The sequence below is a fragment of the Hymenobacter busanensis genome, assembly GCF_008727865.1.
Lineage (GTDB): Bacteria > Bacteroidota > Bacteroidia > Cytophagales > Hymenobacteraceae > Solirubrum > Solirubrum busanense.
On record NZ_VTWU01000006.1, the window covers coordinates 250,893 to 268,235 of the forward strand.

A 17,343-nucleotide genomic window follows, 5' to 3' on the forward strand; every position below is an offset into this window, starting at 1 on the left:
AACTACAGCTGGCGCAGCTAGGCGGGCATGGTCCGCAACTCGTGTAGCTGGCGCTCCACCTTAGCCAACAACGGGCGCGCCGCTACAGTCGGCTGCACGCAACTTGCCTGCAGTTTCCGGAGCGCCGCAACGGTGGGCTCCGCGGCCGCGGGGGCATCGAGGCGCGCCAGCAACTCTTCGAGCAAATGCCCGAACGCGCACACTTCCAGCCGCTGCACGTTTTCGGCGGTAGCCAGGTCGGCGGGGTCAAAAAAACCGGCGGCGCCAAAGTCGCTCAACCGGCAACGGCCGTCGGCGGTGGCTAGGATGTTGTGGGCGTATAAGTCGCCGTGCAAGATGCCTTGGGCGTGCAGGTGCCGGACGGCCGCCGCAATGCCGTGGGCCAGCCGCAGCATTACCGGCAGCGAAAAGCGGACCTCGGGCGCGTACACGTCGCGGGTGCAGGTGGCAAAGCTGGGCGGACCGGCCAACACGCGGTATTCCGGGCCCATCAGCTCCAGCACCAACCCTTCGGCCCCGGTGGGGTGGCCGGTAATCTTGCCGGCCACGGCTATCAGGTGCGGGTGGGCGCCGGCCGCAATGCAGGCCGTCATTTCGCTGTGCGGAAGTCCGTCGCTGGTTACGGCGCCCTTAAACAGCTTCACGGCTACCTCGGCGGGCGGCGCGCTTCGCTCCCATTGCGCCCGGTAAATGACACCCGATGCGCCTTCGCCCAACTGCTGCTGCACGGCCAATTCCTGCCATTCTATCCCACCAATGGGGTGGCGGGCCAGCACGTCGGCTTCCAGCCGGTCACAGAAGGGGTTGCCGGCGTAGGCCAGCCAGGCCAGGCGCGGCAGCGCGAGCAGCCACGCGGGCAGCACCTCGAAGCGGTTGGCGGCAATGCGCAGCAGCTCCAACTGCCCGCAGCCGGCCATGCTGGCCGGCAGCTCGGTAAGCCGATTGCCGGCCAGCATGAGCTTTTGCAGGTGCTGACAGCGGCCAATTTCGGGCGGCAGGGCGGTCAGCTGGTTGTCGGTGAGGATGAGCCAGCGCAGCTTGGGCGGCAGCGCGGCGGCGGGCAGCTTGCGAATCTCGTTGGCCTTAAAACCCACCATGCGCAGCTCGGGGCACTGGCCCACGGCTGCGGGCACGTGGGTGAAGCAGTTGTCGGAGCAGAACAAGATGCGCAACCGGTGCAGGCGGCCCAGGTCGGCGGGCAGGTCGGTGAGCTGGTTGCCGGAGAGGTTGAGGATTTCCAGGGTATCGGCCAGGTCGAAGATTTCGCGGGGAAACTCGGTGAGGCCGGCGGCCAGGTCGAGGCGCGTGGTGCCGTGGAGCGCGCCGGCGCGCAGCTGTTCGAGGGTGTGCATCGGGCAAAGGTCGGCAGTGGGGCCGACGCGCGGAAACCGGAGCCGCTTGGTGGCGCGGCGTGGCGCACCCGATTCTCGCCCAGCAACTGAGCCGTCGGAGGGCAGCGGTGCCAATTGTGCGCTATCTTCGGCAGCAACCCGTTCCCTTCTCAGCCCCGTACGCATGTCGCACCCGCGCTTTTTCTCCGGCAAATTTCTGCTGACCCATGCTTTTCTCACCCTCAATCTGGCTTACGTCGTGAGCCCCGCTCCCGGCCGCGCCCAATCGGCTCCGGCCGTGGCTTCTACCGCTACCAACCCGCTGCTGGCGCCCTGGTCCGGGCCCTACGGCGGCGTACCGGCGTTCGACAAGGTGAAAGTCGAGCAGTTTAAGCCGGCGCTGGAGGCCGCTATGGCCGAAAACCTGCGCGAAATCGACGCCATTGCCGGCAACCCGCAGCCCGCCACTTTCGCCAACACCATTGCCGCCCTGGAGCGGGCCGGCCAGCGGCTCGACGAGGTGCAAACGGTGTACGGCATCTGGTCGGGCACGCTCAGCACGCCCGAGGTGCAGGCCATCCAACGCTTAATGGCGCCGCGCCTGGCTGCGTTCAACGACCAGATCAACCAGAACGCGGCCTTGTTTAAGCGCATCGAAGCCGTCTACAATTCGCCCGACAAGAAGAAGCTCACGCCCGAGCAGCAGCGCCTCGCGTGGCTGTACTACAACAACTTCGTGCGGGCCGGCGCCAAGCTCGACGCCACGGCCAAAACCCGCCTCTCGGCTATCAACCAGCAGCTGGCGGGGCTGTTCACGCGCTTCAGCCAGAACGTGCTGGCCGACGAAACCGACTCGGTGCTGGTGCTGAAAACGCCAGCCGATCTGGCCGGGCTACCGGCTTCGCTGCAGGCCGACGCGGCCGGTGCCGCCACCGCCCGGAAAATCGCGGGCGTGGCGGGCGTCATCACCAACACCCGCTCCAGCATCGAGCCGTTTCTGACGTACTCCGACCAGCGCAAGCTGCGCGAAAAAGCGTGGCGCATGTTCTACAACCGCGGCGACAACGGCGGCGCCCACGACAACAACGCCATCATCAGCGAGATTCTGCAGCTGCGCGCCGAGCGGGCCAAACTGCTGGGCTACGCCACCCACGCCCACTGGCGCCTCGACAACACCATGGCTAAAACGCCCGAGGCCGCCATGGCCCTGATGGAGCAGGTGTGGAAGCCGGCCGTGGCCCGTGCCAAGCAGGAAGTGGCCGACATGCAGGCCCTGGCCCAAAAAGAAGGCGCCGCGTTCAAGATTGCTCCCTGGGACTACCGCTACTACGCCGAGAAAGTGCGCAAGCAGCGCTACGACCTCGACCAGAACGAGGTGCAGCAGTACCTGCAGCTGGATAAGATGCGCGAAGGCATGTTTTGGGTGGCCGGCGAGCTGTTCAACTTCACCTTCGCGTCCGTAACCAACGTGCCCGTGTACCACCCCGACGTGAAGGTGTGGGAGGTGAAAGACAAAACCACCGGCAAACACGTGGGCCTGTGGTATTTCGACCCGTATGCCCGGCCCGGCAAACGCTCGGGCGCCTGGATGAACGCCTACCGCAACCAGCAGCGCCTGGAGGGCAACGTGACGACCATCGTATCGAACAACTCGAACTTTGTGAAGGGCAAAGACGGCGCGCCGACGCTCATTTCCTGGACCGATGCTTCCACCCTGTTCCACGAGTTCGGGCACGCCCTGCACGGCTTGTCGTCGAGCGTGACGTACCCGTCCCTCTCGGGTACCAGCGTGGTGCGCGACTACGTAGAGTTTCCCTCGCAGGTGCTCGAAAACTGGCTACCCACCCCCCAGGTGCTGCAGCGCTTCGCCGTGCACTACCAAACCGGCAAGCCCATTCCGCAGGCCCTCGTCGACCGCATCGAAAAGGCCTCCACGTTCAACCAGGGCTTCGAAACCACCGAGTTTCTGGCCAGCGCCCTCGTGGATATGAAGCTGCATTTGGCCGGCGCCCAGAAAATCGACGCCGACAAGTTTGAGCGCGAAACCCTGGCCCAGCTGGGCATGCCCGCCGAAATTGTGATGCGCCACCGCACGCCGCAGTTCTCGCACGTTTTCGCCTCCGATTCGTATTCGGCCGGCTACTACAGCTACCTGTGGTCGGTGGTGCTGGCCGCCGATGCCTTCAGCGCCTTCACCGAAGCCGGCGGCCCCTACGACAAGGCCGTGGGCCAGCGGCTGGTTCAGAACATCTTCTCGGTGGGCAACACCGTGGACCCCGCCGACGCCTACCGCGCCTTCCGCGGCCGCGACCCGAAAATTGATGCGCTGATGCGCGAGCGGGGCTTCCCGGTACCTACGGCTCAGCCGGCCAAGCAACCCGCCGCCCAAAAGCCAGCCAGCAAAAAAAGCTAGCGGCTAAATCAAGTGACTTCGTACAAAAAAAGCCCTGGCAGCGTGCCAGGGCTTTTTTTGTTTCGCGCCGATAAGCAGTTTGCCGGAGCCGGTCGTTACGCTATTTCGGGGCGGGCCACCGCATGCGGAGCGGGTTGCGGGCGCATCAGGGCCACATAGAGGGCGCCGGAAAGCAGGAAGCCCACAAACCAGGCGTAGTTGTAAAGGTTCGTCAGCCAGGGCCATACGGTGCCGGGCTGCAGAACGCCCACGGCCTGCAAAAAGCCGGGAATATTGGGCAAAATGCCCACCACCAGCGCCAGCATGGCCTGCGGATTCACGCCGTTGCGGTAGCTGTAGCGGCCGGTGTAGCGGTAGAGGTCGGGCACGTCGAGCTGCTGGTGGCGCAGCAGGTAGTAGTCGGCAATCATGATGCCGCCGATGGGGCCCAGCAGCGCCGAATAGCCTACCAGCCAGGTGAAAATATAGCCCGAAGGGTCGGCAATGAGCTTCCAGGGGAAAATGAGCAGCCCGATGACGCCGGTGATGTAGCCGCCGGTTTTAAAGCTGATTTTGGCCGGGTTCAGGTTAGCGAAGTCGTTGGCCGGGCTCACGATGTTGGCGGCAATGTTGGTGGCCAGCGTCGAGAGGGCTACGGCCAGCATGGCCACGCTCACCAGCAGCTTGCTCTCGAACTTGCCCGCCAGCACTACCGGGTCCCAGATAGTCTGGCCGTAAATCACCAGCGTAGCCGACGTGACCACCACGCCCACAAACGAGAACAGCGTCATCGACGAAGGCAGCCCGAGGGCCTGACCCAGCACCTGCGCCCGTTGGCTGACGGCGTAGCGGGTGAAGTCGGGGATGTTGAGCGAGAGCGTGGCCCAGAAGCCTACCATGCCCGTGAGCGAGGGAAAGAAGAAGGCCCAGAACGCCGCCGAGGTGGTGAATTTGGACGGCTGCGCCAGTATCGGCCCCAGCCCGTTGCCCGCCGAAATGGCCCACCACAGCAGCGCTACGGCCGCCAGCGGCAGAAAAAACGCCTTGAACACCAGCAGCTTCTTGATGCTGTCGACGCCGAGGTAGACCACGTACATGTTCAGCGCCCAGAACAGCAGAAACAGTATAGCCGGCCCCGTAGCCAAGCCCCACGAAGGCGGAAACACGGCCGGCAGCGTGCCCAGCGCGGGCCACCATAGCACGGCCATTTGGTAGAGCGCGTAGCCGCCAATCCAGGTTTGAATGCCAAACCAGCCGCAGGCAATAACGGCCCGCAGCAGCGCCGGCACGTTGGCGCCGCGCACCCCAAACGAAGCCCGGGCAAATACCGGAAACGGAATGCCGTACTTGGCGCCGGCGTGGCCGTTGAGCAGCATGGGCACCAGCACCACGGTATTGCCCAGGAAAATGGTGAGCAGCGCCTGCCACCAGTTCATGCCGCCTTCGATGAGCGAGCTGGCCAGCATGTAGGTGGGAATGCACAAGCTCATGCTGATCCAGAGCGCGGCGTAATTGGCCGTGCTCCAGGTGCGCTCGGCGGGCGGAATAGGGGCCAGATCGGCACTGAGCAGGCCGGTGCTGGCGGGCTCAACTGCTGGTTCCTGCGTGGGATTCATGCGAGGGGGCGTTTGGTGGTTGCCCCGTAAATAAAGCAGTTTGCGCAAGCTTTTCGCGCTCAACGGCTTCGCTTTCTTGCCTGATCCGGCCGCCCGCCTTAGGCGCTAGCACTAATACAGCGTACCGGCGCTGCCGAAGGGCCCTTTGCCGGGGTAGGGCGTCGGGGCGGCCGCGCGCAGGGCCCCCGACGCATCTTGGCCCACGCCCGACGTTTCTGCGGCGGAATGGGTTGCATGCCCGGCCTCCCCTTTGCCCTGCACGTCGCGGCCCAGCCGGATAAGCCGTTTCGCGCCGAAGAAAATCAGCCCAACGACCAGAGCGAGCATCATTACCTCGGCGGCCAACTGACCAAGGGCAAGCAGAAACAACGTGTGCATGAGAGGAAACAGCTACCGAATTGCGCCCAACCCGCGGTGTGGGTACCGCTGAGCGTATGAGCCACGGTAAAGATGATGTGCCCAAGGCTTACCGTAGCTACTATTCGACCAGTGCGGTATACTGCTCGACAATAGCCGGTTTTTGCGCCATCAGTATTTTCCCGGCCACAACGCCCTGCGCAAGGCCTGCGCCCCCGCCGCTTCCAGAACCAAGAAACACGTACCAGTTACGAGCTGCACGAAAGCGTAGCGCTGCCTGGTTTTTCGCGGGCCCACTCCGGTCGTTTGGCGGCCAGCTCGTTGTGCTCGGGCTGTTCGGCAAACGGGGTTTTCAGCACTTCCATCAGCCGGTTCAGTGGGGCCAGGTCACCGGTTTCGGCGGCCTCAATGGCCTGCTGGGCGAGGTAGTTGCGCAGCACGTATTTGGGGTTGGCGGCCAGCATACTTGCCCGAATGGCCTCCGGGGCGGCCGATTCCTGCCGCAGGCGTTGGGCGTATTGCCGCAGCCAGGGCAGCAAGGCGGCGGAGTTACTTTCCGGGTAAGCGGCGGCGTTCAGCACTTCCTGGAATACTGTTTCCTCGTTGTGGTCAACGGCCAGCAGGGCCGGCGCGGCGTGCGCGAGGCGGCGGAAAAACACCGTCATGTCCACGGCGGCGGCGGCCAGGGCTTCCAGCAGCGTGGCGGCCAATGCCTGGTCGTCGGCAGTGGCTTGCTCGGTGAGGCCCAGTTTGCGCAACATCAGCTGGTGGCGCGTGGTGTTCAGGGTGGTCACGTACTCGTCGAGGCCTTGGCGGAGCGCCTGCACATCGGGCACCAGCGGGGTAAGGGCCTGGGCCAGCTGCATCAGGTTCCAGAGGGCCACGCGCGGCTGCTGCCCAAAGGCGTAGCGGTGGGTAGCGAAGTCGGTGGTGTTGGGCGTCCAGTCGGGCTCGTAGGGCTCCAGCCAGCCGTAGGGGCCGTAGTCGATGGTAAGGCCCAGAATCGACATGTTGTCGGTGTTCATCACGCCGTGCACAAAGCCCACCGACATCCACTGCGCCACCATGACGGCGGTGCGCCGGCCCACCTCGGCAAACCACCGCAGGTACACTTCCGCCGACGGTTCGCCGAGGTCAGGGAAATGGTGGCAAATCACGTAGTCGGCCAAGGCGCGCAGGTTGTCGGTTTCGCCGTGGGCCGCCAGTATCTGGAAGTTGCCGAAACGCACGAAGGTGGGCGCCACCCGCGCCACAATGGCGCCCGGCTCGGGCTGCGGGTTGCCGTTGTAGAACATGTCGCGCACCACCGTGTCGCCGGTGGCTACTAGGCTGAGCGCCCGCGTGGTGGGCACGCCCAAGTGGTGCATGGCCTCGGAGCACAGAAACTCCCGCACCGAGGAGCGCAGCACGGCGCGGCCGTCGGCTCGGCGCGAGTAGGGCGTGGGGCCGGCGCCTTTCAGCTGTATTTCCCAGGTGGTGCCGTCTTGGGCCGTCAGCTCGCCCAACGACATGGCGCGGCCGTCGCCGAGCTGCCCGGCCCAGTTGCCGAACTGGTGCCCGCCGTAGCGCGCCGCAAAGGGCCGCATGGAATCGACGATGAGGTTGCCGGCCAGGGCATCGACGGCGGGGCCGCGCTCGGGCGGCTGCTCCAGCCCCAGAAACGCGGCCAGCTCAGCCGACCACGCCAGCAGACGCGGATCGGCCACGGGCGTGGGTTGCACGGGCGAATAGTGGAAGCCGGGCACCTGGCGCGGCTGCAGGTTTATTTTAGTTTCTCCGCGCAATCCTTCGACGAAGGAATTGCGGAACGCGGCTTGGTGGAATTGCTGGGCTTTGCTGGGCATGGGCAACGGGCGTAGGGCAGCGCCCCCGAGCGGCGGGTAGCGGGCGGCGCAAGTTCGCTAACGCCGCCCACCCGTGGAAGATTCGGGGGCCGGCCCACCGGACCCGGCAGCCCGCCGAACCCGTTGCGCACCGCGCAGGCAATCTTTTTCCGGAGAAGCATTGCTTATTCTGGAAACCTGCGTTTCTTCGCTGCTCACGCCTCTATCCTTATCCGGCCCCGCACCGGCCGGCGTTGCCCTTACCGTACTGCTTAACCCGTTTCCGCTGCCCGGTTGGGCAGCGTGTGTTTCATCTTTTTCATCACTAGCATGAGCGTAAAGATTACCCTCCCAGCGCGTAGCACGAAAAACGAATCTCTGGTTTCTTTGGCTGCTGGCCGTGCTCTGGCTCGTTAGCGGAACCGGGCGCCCGGCCCCGGTCCTGACGGTGTACCCCAACCCGGCCAGCGAGGCGGCGGCCTGCACCTTCCGCCTAATTACCCCCTATGGCCGGGCCGTGCGCACCGGGCGCGGGGTGGCCGCACCCATCAGTCTGGTCGGCGTACCGGCCGGCACCTACCTGCTGGAGTTGACCGACGCGGCCGGCCACCGGCTCACGCGCCGCGTGCAAGTGAACCCGTAAGTACAGCACGATGAAACGCATCCTTTGCCTTTTCTGGCTGGTGGTCGTGCTGGGGCCGCCGGCCATCGCCCAGCTACTCTACCAGCGCGTGTACGGCTCGGCCGGCGACGAAAGCTGGGGCTACCTGACGCCCGTACGCAGCGGCGGCTATTTGGTCGTGGGCACCCAGCAACGGTTGCCCACGGGACCGGCAGACGAAAAACTCTACTTGGTGCGCACTAACGCGCAAGGCGACACACTCTGGACGCGCCGGCACAAGCTGCCGGGCTTTACCGGCATCAACGTGCACGGCATATGCGAAAACGCTGCCGGGCAAGTTCTCATCGCGGCCAGCGGCGGGGACCTCAACGTCGGATTTCTTGACCAAGCCATGCTAGTGCTGCTAAGCCCGCAGGGCGACACGCTCTGGACACGCAAGACTGGCGGCCCCACAAACGACTTCTATTCCAGTTTACTGCTGGGCCACGACGGCAACTTTGTGCTCACCGGCACGCTCAACACCTTTCCGCAGTGGCTCAAAGTGAATGCCGCCGGGCAGGTCGTGGCCCAAACCAACATCATCTATGACGCGGCTGAAACAGGCGGGGTCGGTAGTTTATTCAAGGACAACTCCGGTTTAGGTGGCTATTGGGTGGTCAATTACAAGGCTGTAACGGGAAGTGCCCGTAAATTTTTGCATTTGACCGAGGCTGGCGTGGTCGATCAAACCAAGCCATTGTATGGCAGCGGTTACGAATTAATTTATGCTGTAGCGCCACTTCCCAACAACGGCGGCTACCTGATGAGTGTAGAAGGAAAGCTGGCACGCTTCACATCGGCGCTGGATACAGTGTGGACCAAAGACCTACGCTACAGCAACGGTGTGGTCAGCGGTTTCGCCAGTGCGCAGCTGGTACAGCCCCTGTCCGATGGGAACTGCGTGCTGGCCGGCCAGTTCTACGACAGCGGCGGCTACCGCGTGTACCTGGCCAAAGTCAGCCCGGCCGGGCAGGTGCTGCGCGACACGGTGCTCTTCCGTGGCGGCGGCTCGGAAACCGTGCGCGGGCTGGCCGTCGAGCCCGCCACCGGCCGCTACGTGTTCAGCGGCGAAACCGCCCAGGGTCCGCGTGGCGGCAACGACCTGTTCCTGGGTATCCACGCCCCGTGGCGCGTGCTGCCCGCCCGCGCCCCGGCCCACTTGTATACGGCCCCGCTGGCGGCCTGGCCCATTCCCGTGGCCAGCGGCCACGATGCGCTGCACCTGCGCGCGGCCCAGCCGCTCGCTGGCCCGCTCACGCTCTGCGACGCGCTGGGCCGCCAGGTGCGCACCTGGCCCGCCGTCCGCGCCGCCACCGACGCCGCTGGCCAGGAGGTGTCGCTGGCCGGCGTGCCGGCGGGCCTGTACCTGCTCCACGCCACCGACGCGGCCGGCCGCCGCTACGTGGCCCGCGTGCTGCGCGAGTAAGCCCGGCAGCTTTACGTCCGTTGTCCGGTGCCAACGCCCGGCCGTGTGCTCTACGGCCGGGCGTTGCCGCTTCACCCCGGCCTGAATCAACCCGCGAAACCAGGCTGGTCTGCCAGCGAAGCCCGAGGTGCCCGGCACCCACAAGCTCGACTATAACATTTACTGAAAACGTCGGGTAAATACTGGCCTCTGTTCAACCAAAATCGTTTCCCGCCATGAGCACTTACAATCAGCACCGCGACGACGATGACCGCAACTACCGCGGCCGAAACCAGAACTCGGACTTCCAAAACCGCGACCGGAACCGCTGGAGCGACGACGACAGCGACTACCGTCGCAGCCAGAACCAGTACGGTAGCAACCGCTACGGCCAAGACGACGAAAGCACCCGCGGCGTGAGCGGCAACGACGGCTACAGCCGCGGCTCGTCGTCTTCGTCGGACCAGGGGCGCTACGGCCGCTCGTCCTACGGCTCGTCGTCGGGCATGGACAACTACGGCAGCTCCTCCAGCTACGGCTCTTCCTCGGGCATGGGCCGCGGCTACGACGAAAACCGCTACGGCAGCCAGAGCGGCATGGGCCGCACCAGCTACGGCAGCCAATACGACAACGACGACTACAACCGCCGGGGCATGGGCCGCTCGAACCAGGGCAGCATGAACCAATACGATTCTGACCGCAACCGCAGCGGCTCGTCTTACGGCAGCTCTTCCCACGGCGACTCCGACTACGGCAGCTCGCGCGGCCAGGGCGGCTACAGCAACTCCGGCTACGGCAGCTCCAACTACGGTTCCCAGAACATGAGCAGCAGAGGTTCCCAAGGCATGGACCGCGGCCGCTACAACGACCAGGACGATTACAGCCGCGGCTCGTCGATGAGCCAGAACCGGGGCATGAGCGGCTACGGCAGCAACAGCTACGGCAATTCGCGCTCCGACTACGGCCAGAACAGCTACATGGACAGCGACGAAAACAGCCGCTACCGCACCAACCGCGGCCGCGAAGACCGCGACCGTGACCAAGGCCACCGCGGCATCATGGACCGCATTGGCGACTGGTTCAGCGGCGACGATGACGACGACCGGAACCGCTACCGGCGCTAGGCGTCCGCCTTTTTCAACTACATCGAAGTGCAACGGCCCGGGGTTTCCCGGGCCGTTGTAGTTTCGGGCAGCAAAGCCGGGCCGTTGAGGGCTGCCGTGCCACGCTGACCGAGGCCAAAACCTTTCCATTGCCAGGCCTGTACGCTCCTTTACGTGTTCAACGCTCCACCCTGCCGCCGCGCCTGCTAGCCGGTGGCCGCCGTTGTTGCCGCTAGTATGCCCGCCACTCCCCTATCTGCTTTACGCGCTGTTTTCCCTCCCGACGACCTGCTGCACGGCCTGCTCGACGCGTCGTTGGTGGGCACTGGGTTGTACCAGCCGGTTTTTGCCGCCGACGGCAGCGTGGTCGATTTTACCATCCTGCTCTTCAATGCCGAAGCCCAGCGCATTCTGGGGCAGCCCGAGCGGCCCACGCAAACCTACCTGCAGCTGTTTCCGCACACGCAGGAAACGGGCGTTTTCGACTTCCACCGGCGCGCCTTCGAGAGCGGCATTCCGGCCCGGCTCGACGTGAATTACCAGGGCGACGGCCTCGACAACTTTTTCCGCCTCTCAGCCCGGCGTGTGGGTCAGGGACTGGTGGTGAGCTTCACCGACACCTCCGACCAAACCCGCACCGCCGTAGAGGACGCCCTGCGCGACAGTCAGCGGCGCGAGCAGGCAGCCCGCGCCGACGCCGAGCGGCAGCGCAACCTGCTGGAAGCGGTTATTCACCAAGCCCCGGTGGCCATTGGGTTCATTACCGGTTCCGAGCAAATCATTACCTCCGTCAACCCCTTGATGGCTACCATCTGGGGCCGCACGCCCGAGCAGGTGCTGGGCCTGCCGTTGCTGGAAGCGCTGCCCGAACTCCGCGGCCAGGGTTTCGATGCCCTTGTGGACCAGGTGTTGCGCACAGGAGTGCCACACGTGGGCAGCGAAATGCCGGCGCGGCTGCTGCGCCATGGCCAGCTCGAAACCAACTACTACAACTTTGTTTACCAGCCTTTCTACGACGAAGCCGGCGCGGTCATCGGCGTGATTGACGTGGCGGTGGAAGTAACCGACCAGGTGCGGGCGCGGCAGCTCGTGGAGGAAAGCCGGCAGGAGCTGCAGGTGCTTAATATCCAACTGGAGGCCGCCAACGAAGACTTGGCCGCCATCAACGAGGAAATGGAGGCCGCCAACGAAGAAATCCGGGCCAATCACAACGAGTTGCTCACGGCTCAGCAGGCCCTGCAAGTCCTCAACCACGACCTGGAAGCCCGCGTGGCCGCGGGCACCCGCCAGGCCCAGCAGGCCCAGAAAGAAGCCGAGCACCAGCGCGCCCGGCTCGAGCGGTTTTTCATGCAGGCCCCGGCCGCTATCTGCATCCTCGATGGCCCGGAGCTGGTGTTTGAATTAGTGAATCCGGGCTACCAGCAGCTGTTTCCGGAGCGGCAGCTGCTGGGCAAACGCATTCTGGATGCGCTGCCGGAAATTGCCGGCCACGCCGTGCATGAGACATTCCGGCACGTGTTTGAAACGGGCAAAACCCACGAAGAGCAAAGCCTGCTGATTCCCTTGGCGCGGCCCGACGACGGGGTGCTGGAAGACCGGTACTTCACCTTCATCCAGCAGGCCCGCTTCGACGACGAAGGGTGCATCGACGGGGTGCTGGTGTTTGCGTTTGAAGTAACGGAACAGGTACAGGCGCGGCACCGCGCCGAGCAGGCCGGGCAGGAGTTTCGCACGCTCACCGACGCCATTCCGCACCTGGTGTGGACGGCCACGCCCGGCGGCGAAGTCGATTACTGCAACGACCAATGGTTTGCGTACACCGGCAGCACACCGTCGGAAAGCTACGGCCAGGGCTGGGCTTCATTCTACCACTCCTACGACCTGCCGGGGCTGCAACAACATTGGATGCAGGCCGTGGCCAGCGGCACACCCTATCAAATACAGGCCCGCCTGCGCCGCCACGACGGCATCTACCACTGGTTTATGGTGCGCGTGGTGGCCCTGCGCAACGCGCGCGGCGCCGTCACGAAGTGGTTTGGCACGTGCACCGACATCCACGAGCAAAAAGGCTTGGCCGAAGCCCTGCAGCTGGCCAGCCGAAAACTGGCCACCACCAACCGCGACCTGCGCGCAGCCAACGAAAAAGCGCAGCACGCCAACCAGGAGCTGGGCATAACCAACGAGCAGCTCACGCGCATCAACCAAGACCTCGACAATTTCGTGTACACGGCCTCGCACGACCTCAAGCAGCCGCTGCACAACATGGCGGGGGTGTTTGAGGAACTCAAGCGCACGGCCACGTTCAACGACCCGGAAGCCGAAAAGCTGGTCAACATGTTCGAGGTGGCGTTGCAGCAAATTCACAGCACCATCCACGGCTTGTCGCAGGTGGTGCAGGTAGAGCGGCTGACGGAGCACTTGCCCGCGGAGCCCGTAGCCGTGCACGACCTCGCCCAAAACGTCATCCAGAGTATGCAGGCGCAGGCCAGCGCACAGAAAGCCCACTTCGAGCTCGATTTTTCGGCCGTTCCCACACTGCGTTTCGCCCGCACCAGCCTGCAGAGCATTCTGTACAACCTGCTCAGCAATGCCCTGAAGTATGCCGCGCCCGGGCGTGAGCCCCGGGTGCGGGTAACCACGGAGCTGGAACCCGACGGGGCGCCCACCCTCGTGGTGCAGGACAACGGCCTGGGCCTGGACCTGGAGCGCTACGGCACCGACCTGTTCCAGATGTTCCGGCGCTTTCACACCCACGTGGCCGGCTCGGGCATGGGCCTCTACCTCATCAACCGAATTGTGCAGCAGGCCGGCGGCCGCATCGACGTTGAGAGCAGCTTGGGCCAGGGCACCACGTTTCGAGTGCGGCTGCCCGCCAATGCGTTGCCCGCTGCTTGAGTCGTTGCGGCAAGCCTCAGCTGGTCTGGAGCAACGGCATTACCCGCTCGCGCCAAAGCTGCAAGTGGTGGGCTTCGTGGCCGGCCAGCATGTAGGCCAGGGCGCGCACGCTTACCGGCATGTCGCTGGCGGTGCCCAAGCGCGCAAACGCCTCCTCTGGCAACGACTCCAGCAAGGCCAGCGTGGCGGCGCGCACGGCATCGTACTCGCGCAGAATATCGGTCAGCGGCCGCGCATCGGCGCCGGAAAGCGCGGTAAACTGGTCCTGGTCGAAGCCGGGCAAGGCTTGCTGGTCGCCGCGGGCAATGCGCAGCAGGCGGTAGGCAAAAACGCGTTCGGTGTCGATGATGTGCCCCAGGGTTTCCTTGATGCTCCATTTGCCGGGCGCGTAGCGTAGCAGGGCCTGCTCGTCGGTGAGGTGGCCCAGCAGCGCGTGTACCGCGGCAGCTTGCTCGCGCAGCTGCTGTACCGGGTCGTGGCCCTCGGGAATCTGCTGAATGTAGCGCAGGTAGTAAGCGCCGTACTCGTGAGCGGCGGGGCGGGTGGTGCGGAAGTTCGTCGTCATGGGGCGAAACTACGCGTTTCCGACAAGGCCGCAGAGTACCGTTCCCACTGGCATCAGAACGGAAACATGAGCTGCTGGCCGGGTGTCGGTTCGCTGCTGTCAAGGTTGGAGAGCGAGGCGCCCAGCAGCCGCACGCCTTTCGGCAGCGGAAACAACGACGTGAGCAGTTCCACGCTCACCTGCTCCAGCCGGCCCCGGGACGGAATAGGCGCCAGGTAGGTGCGGCTGCGGGTGAGTTGCTGAAAGTCGGCGTACTTCACCTTCACCGTAATGGTACGGCCCAGCACCCCGGTGCGCTGGCAATGCGCCCACACGTCGTCGAGGCAGGGCTGCAGACCGTTGATGAGTTCCTCGGGCTCGGTCAGGTCCTGCTCGAAGGTGGTTTCCGAGCCCACCGATTTGCGTACGCGGTCGGCCTCTACGGGGCGGTGGTCGATGGCGCGGGCAATGGCGTAGTAGTAGCTGCCGGCCTTGCCGAAGTGCTGCCGCAGCACCTCTTCGGGCAGGGCGCGCAAATCGAGGCCGGTGAAAATGCCCAGCTGGTTCAGGCGCGTCGCCGTCACGGGCCCGATGCCGTGAAACTCGCCCACGGCCAGCGCCTCCACAAACGCCGGGCCTTCGTGCGGCCGAATCACGAACTGCCCGTTGGGCTTGCGGTAGTCGGAGGCCAGCTTCGCCAGAAACTTGTTGTACGACACGCCCGCCGAGGCCGTGAGCTGCGTTTGCTCGAAAATGCGCGCCCGAATTTCCTGCGCGATGCGCGTGGCCGAGGTCATGTGCTTGTGGTTCTCGGTCACGTCGAGGTAGGCCTCGTCGAGCGACAAGGGCTCGATGAGCGACGTGTATTCGGCAAAAATGGCCCGGATTTGCCGCGACACGTCTTTGTACACCTCGAAGCGCGGCTTCACAAACACCAGCTCGGGGCATTTGCGCTGGGCCACCACCGAGGGCATGGCCGAGCGCACCCCAAACTGCCGGGCCTCGTAGCTGGCCGCCGCCACCACACCGCGCTGCCGCGAGCCGCCCACCGCCACCGGCCGCCCGCGCAGCTCGGGGTGGTCACGCTGCTCCACCGACGCGTAAAACGCGTCCATGTCGAGGTGAATGATTTTGCGTTGCGCGGCCGACTCCACTGGGTGCTTCTGCTGGGCTCACGAAGGTACGATGGCCGGAGCGTGGCATCAAGCGCGGGCGAGCAGCCGCGGTGGCAAAACGCACCACGCCCGCGCCTGTTACCCGTTGGCAATACGGGCACGATGCGCGTTAGGAGGCGGCGGGCCGGGCCTGCTGGTGAATTTCGGGAATGCCCAGCCGCTGCACGGTGTCGCCCTCAAAGTCGAACTCGATGAGCACGGCCGGCTCGTCGCCCTCCACCCAGCCGTCGTGGCCCGGCTCGATGGCCACTACCTGCGGCGCCCGAAACACCTCAACGGCGCCGTCGGCGTACTGAATGTGGAAGCTGCCGCGGGCCAGAAAGCCTACGTGCGCGTGCATGCACAGCGGGGTGCCCACCACCGGCTGCATGTTCTTCGACCACCGAAAGCCCACGGGATACACCACGCGCTTCACCCGGGCTTCGCCGGTGCGCACCACGTCTACCTGCACCCCGCCAATTTCGCGGCGCTGGGCACCGGGCATCGGTGCCAATAATGAATCGTCGGTTGGGTTCATGCACCTCTGGTTTACGGGTGGATAAGAGGAATCGGGTTGCTTCGGGCAGCCCAACTGGGGTAAGATAGCAGTTCGGGGTTAATATTCAGCTCCGGTTTGGCAGGTGCTTTTCCGAACCGCGCGCCGCGCGAAATGCGTAGGTAGCAGGCTCTCTTTATCGGCAGACTTACTTGCAATGACTGAAACCGACATCCTGATTATCGGCGCGGGCGCGGCCGGCCTGATGGCTGCCCGTCACCTCAGCCAAGCCGGCCGCCGCGTGCGGGTGCTGGAGGCCCGCCACCGGCTCGGCGGCCGTATTCACACCTTCACCGATGCCGGATTTCGGCAGCCCACCGAAGCCGGGGCCGAGTTTCTGCACGGCGACGCGCCACTGACCGAGGCCCTGCTGCGCGAAACCGGCCAGCCCTGGCACGACACCGGCGGCACGAGCTACGAGCTGTTGGCCGGGCAGCTGCGCGAGGCAGAGGAGTTTATGGAAGACCTGCCGCTGCTGCTCGACAAGCTCCACGCCTTGTCCCACGACATGCCCCTGGCCGAATTTCTGGCAACGCACCTGCCCGAAGACCATTACGCGGCCCTGCGCGAACAGGTAACACGCTTCGCCGAAGGCTTCGACGCGGCCGATGCCCAATGCGCCAGCGCCTTCGCCCTACGCGACGAGTGGTCCGAAGGTGGCGCCGAAGACTCGCCGCGGCCTTTGGGCGGCTACGGCCCGGTGGTAGCGCACCTCGCCAAGCAGTGCGAGGCTGCCGGTGCCACCATTCGGCTGGCGACGGTGGTGGAGGCCGTGCGTTGGCAGCGCGGGCACGTAGAAATTGCGTGCACCGGCGGCGAAACGTTTCGGGCTGCGCAGGTCTTGGTTACGGTGCCGCTGGGCGTGTTGCAGGCGCCGGCCGGCAGCCCGGGCGCCGTCCGGTTCGAGCCCGAGCTACCGGAAATGCGCGCGGCCGTGGCCGCTATGGGGTTTGGTCCCGTCATCAAAGTGCTGCTCGAATTTCAGGCCGATTTCTGGACTGCTGCCGTGCCCGAGGTCAGCCGCCCTATGCCCAACTTGGGCTTCCTGTTTTCCGATGCCGCCGTGCCCACCTGGTGGACGCAACTGCCCGACGCCCGCCCCCTGCTCACCGGCTGGCTCGGCGGCCCCGCCGCCGACCGCCTGCGCCACACCCCCGACGCCGACGTATTGGCGCTGGCCCTCGCCTCGCTCAGCCAGCTGTTTGGCACCGGCGAAGCGTTTTTGCGGGCCCAGCTGCAAGCGCACCGCGTCGTCAATTGGGGCGCCGATGCGTTTGCGCGTGGGGCCTACGCCTACGCCACCGTGGAAACGCCCGCTGCCCGCCGGGTGCTGGCCCAGCCCATCGAGCACACCCTCTTCTTCGCCGGCGAAGCCGTGCACGACGGCCCCAACATGGGCACTGTGGAGGCAGCCTTGGCCAGTGGGCTGGCCGCGGCCGAACACATGCTAAGCAACCGTTGAGGACTCCGCACCACAAGCCGGTTCTGCATCGGAAACCGGCGGCA

At 65.2% G+C, this 17,343-nt stretch carries 13 protein-coding genes; 6 read left to right on the top strand and 7 right to left on the bottom strand.

The window, feature by feature from the left end:
- Positions 1-17: 17 nt before the first annotated feature.
- On the bottom strand, positions 18-1,352 hold the full coding sequence (locus F0P96_RS16895) for a leucine-rich repeat-containing protein kinase family protein (protein ID WP_151080101.1): 1,335 nt from the start codon (positions 1,350-1,352) through the stop codon (positions 18-20).
- A 163-nt stretch (positions 1,353-1,515) separates the two neighbouring features.
- On the opposite strand from F0P96_RS16895, the gene F0P96_RS16900 reads away from it, so the two are divergent.
- Positions 1,516-3,744 (top strand): M3 family metallopeptidase, encoded by a 2,229-nt coding sequence (locus tag F0P96_RS16900; protein WP_151080102.1) that lies wholly within the window; start codon positions 1,516-1,518, stop codon positions 3,742-3,744.
- A gap of 95 nt (positions 3,745-3,839) precedes the next feature.
- Here F0P96_RS16900 and F0P96_RS16905 read toward each other — a convergent pair whose 3' ends face one another.
- From F0P96_RS16905 to F0P96_RS16915, 3 genes are all read right to left on the bottom strand, one after another.
- Positions 3,840-5,339, bottom strand: coding sequence for an NCS1 family nucleobase:cation symporter-1 (locus tag F0P96_RS16905; RefSeq protein WP_151080103.1), 1,500 nt, complete (start codon positions 5,337-5,339; stop codon positions 3,840-3,842).
- A 111-nt stretch (positions 5,340-5,450) separates the two neighbouring features.
- Positions 5,451-5,717, bottom strand: coding sequence for a Sec-independent protein translocase subunit TatA/TatB (locus tag F0P96_RS16910; protein ID WP_151080104.1), 267 nt, complete (start codon positions 5,715-5,717; stop codon positions 5,451-5,453).
- Between the two features lie 227 nt (positions 5,718-5,944).
- Positions 5,945-7,540, bottom strand: coding sequence for a protein adenylyltransferase SelO (locus tag F0P96_RS16915; protein WP_151080105.1), 1,596 nt, complete (start codon positions 7,538-7,540; stop codon positions 5,945-5,947).
- A gap of 379 nt (positions 7,541-7,919) precedes the next feature.
- Between F0P96_RS16915 and F0P96_RS16920 the strand changes: the two genes are divergently transcribed.
- From F0P96_RS16920 to F0P96_RS16935, 4 genes are all read left to right on the top strand, one after another.
- Positions 7,920-8,162 (top strand): T9SS type A sorting domain-containing protein, encoded by a 243-nt coding sequence (locus F0P96_RS16920; protein ID WP_151080106.1) that lies wholly within the window; start codon positions 7,920-7,922, stop codon positions 8,160-8,162.
- 10 nt (positions 8,163-8,172) lie between these two features.
- Positions 8,173-9,606, top strand: a complete 1,434-nt coding sequence (locus F0P96_RS16925) for a hypothetical protein (protein ID WP_151080107.1) — start codon at positions 8,173-8,175, stop codon at positions 9,604-9,606.
- A gap of 215 nt (positions 9,607-9,821) precedes the next feature.
- Positions 9,822-10,709, top strand: coding sequence for a hypothetical protein (locus F0P96_RS16930; protein ID WP_151080108.1), 888 nt, complete (start codon positions 9,822-9,824; stop codon positions 10,707-10,709).
- A 216-nt stretch (positions 10,710-10,925) separates the two neighbouring features.
- Positions 10,926-13,583, top strand: coding sequence for a PAS domain-containing sensor histidine kinase (locus F0P96_RS16935; protein WP_151080109.1), 2,658 nt, complete (start codon positions 10,926-10,928; stop codon positions 13,581-13,583).
- A gap of 16 nt (positions 13,584-13,599) precedes the next feature.
- Here the strand turns inward: F0P96_RS16935 and F0P96_RS16940 are convergent, their stop codons facing one another.
- From F0P96_RS16940 to F0P96_RS16950, 3 genes are all read right to left on the bottom strand, one after another.
- Positions 13,600-14,148 (bottom strand): DinB family protein, encoded by a 549-nt coding sequence (locus F0P96_RS16940; RefSeq protein WP_151080110.1) that lies wholly within the window; start codon positions 14,146-14,148, stop codon positions 13,600-13,602.
- A 53-nt stretch (positions 14,149-14,201) separates the two neighbouring features.
- Complete coding sequence (gene dinB, locus F0P96_RS16945) at positions 14,202-15,281, bottom strand: DNA polymerase IV (RefSeq protein ID WP_151080111.1); 1,080 nt, start codon at positions 15,279-15,281, stop codon at positions 14,202-14,204.
- 130 nt (positions 15,282-15,411) lie between these two features.
- The gene (locus tag F0P96_RS16950) at positions 15,412-15,819 is read right to left on the bottom strand and encodes a cupin domain-containing protein (protein ID WP_151080112.1); all 408 of its coding nucleotides are present in this window, start codon (positions 15,817-15,819) and stop codon (positions 15,412-15,414) included.
- Between the two features lie 103 nt (positions 15,820-15,922).
- On the opposite strand from F0P96_RS16950, the gene F0P96_RS16955 reads away from it, so the two are divergent.
- Complete coding sequence (locus tag F0P96_RS16955; RefSeq protein ID WP_262714372.1) at positions 15,923-17,299, top strand: flavin monoamine oxidase family protein; 1,377 nt, start codon at positions 15,923-15,925, stop codon at positions 17,297-17,299.
- Positions 17,300-17,343: the final 44 nt, after the last annotated feature.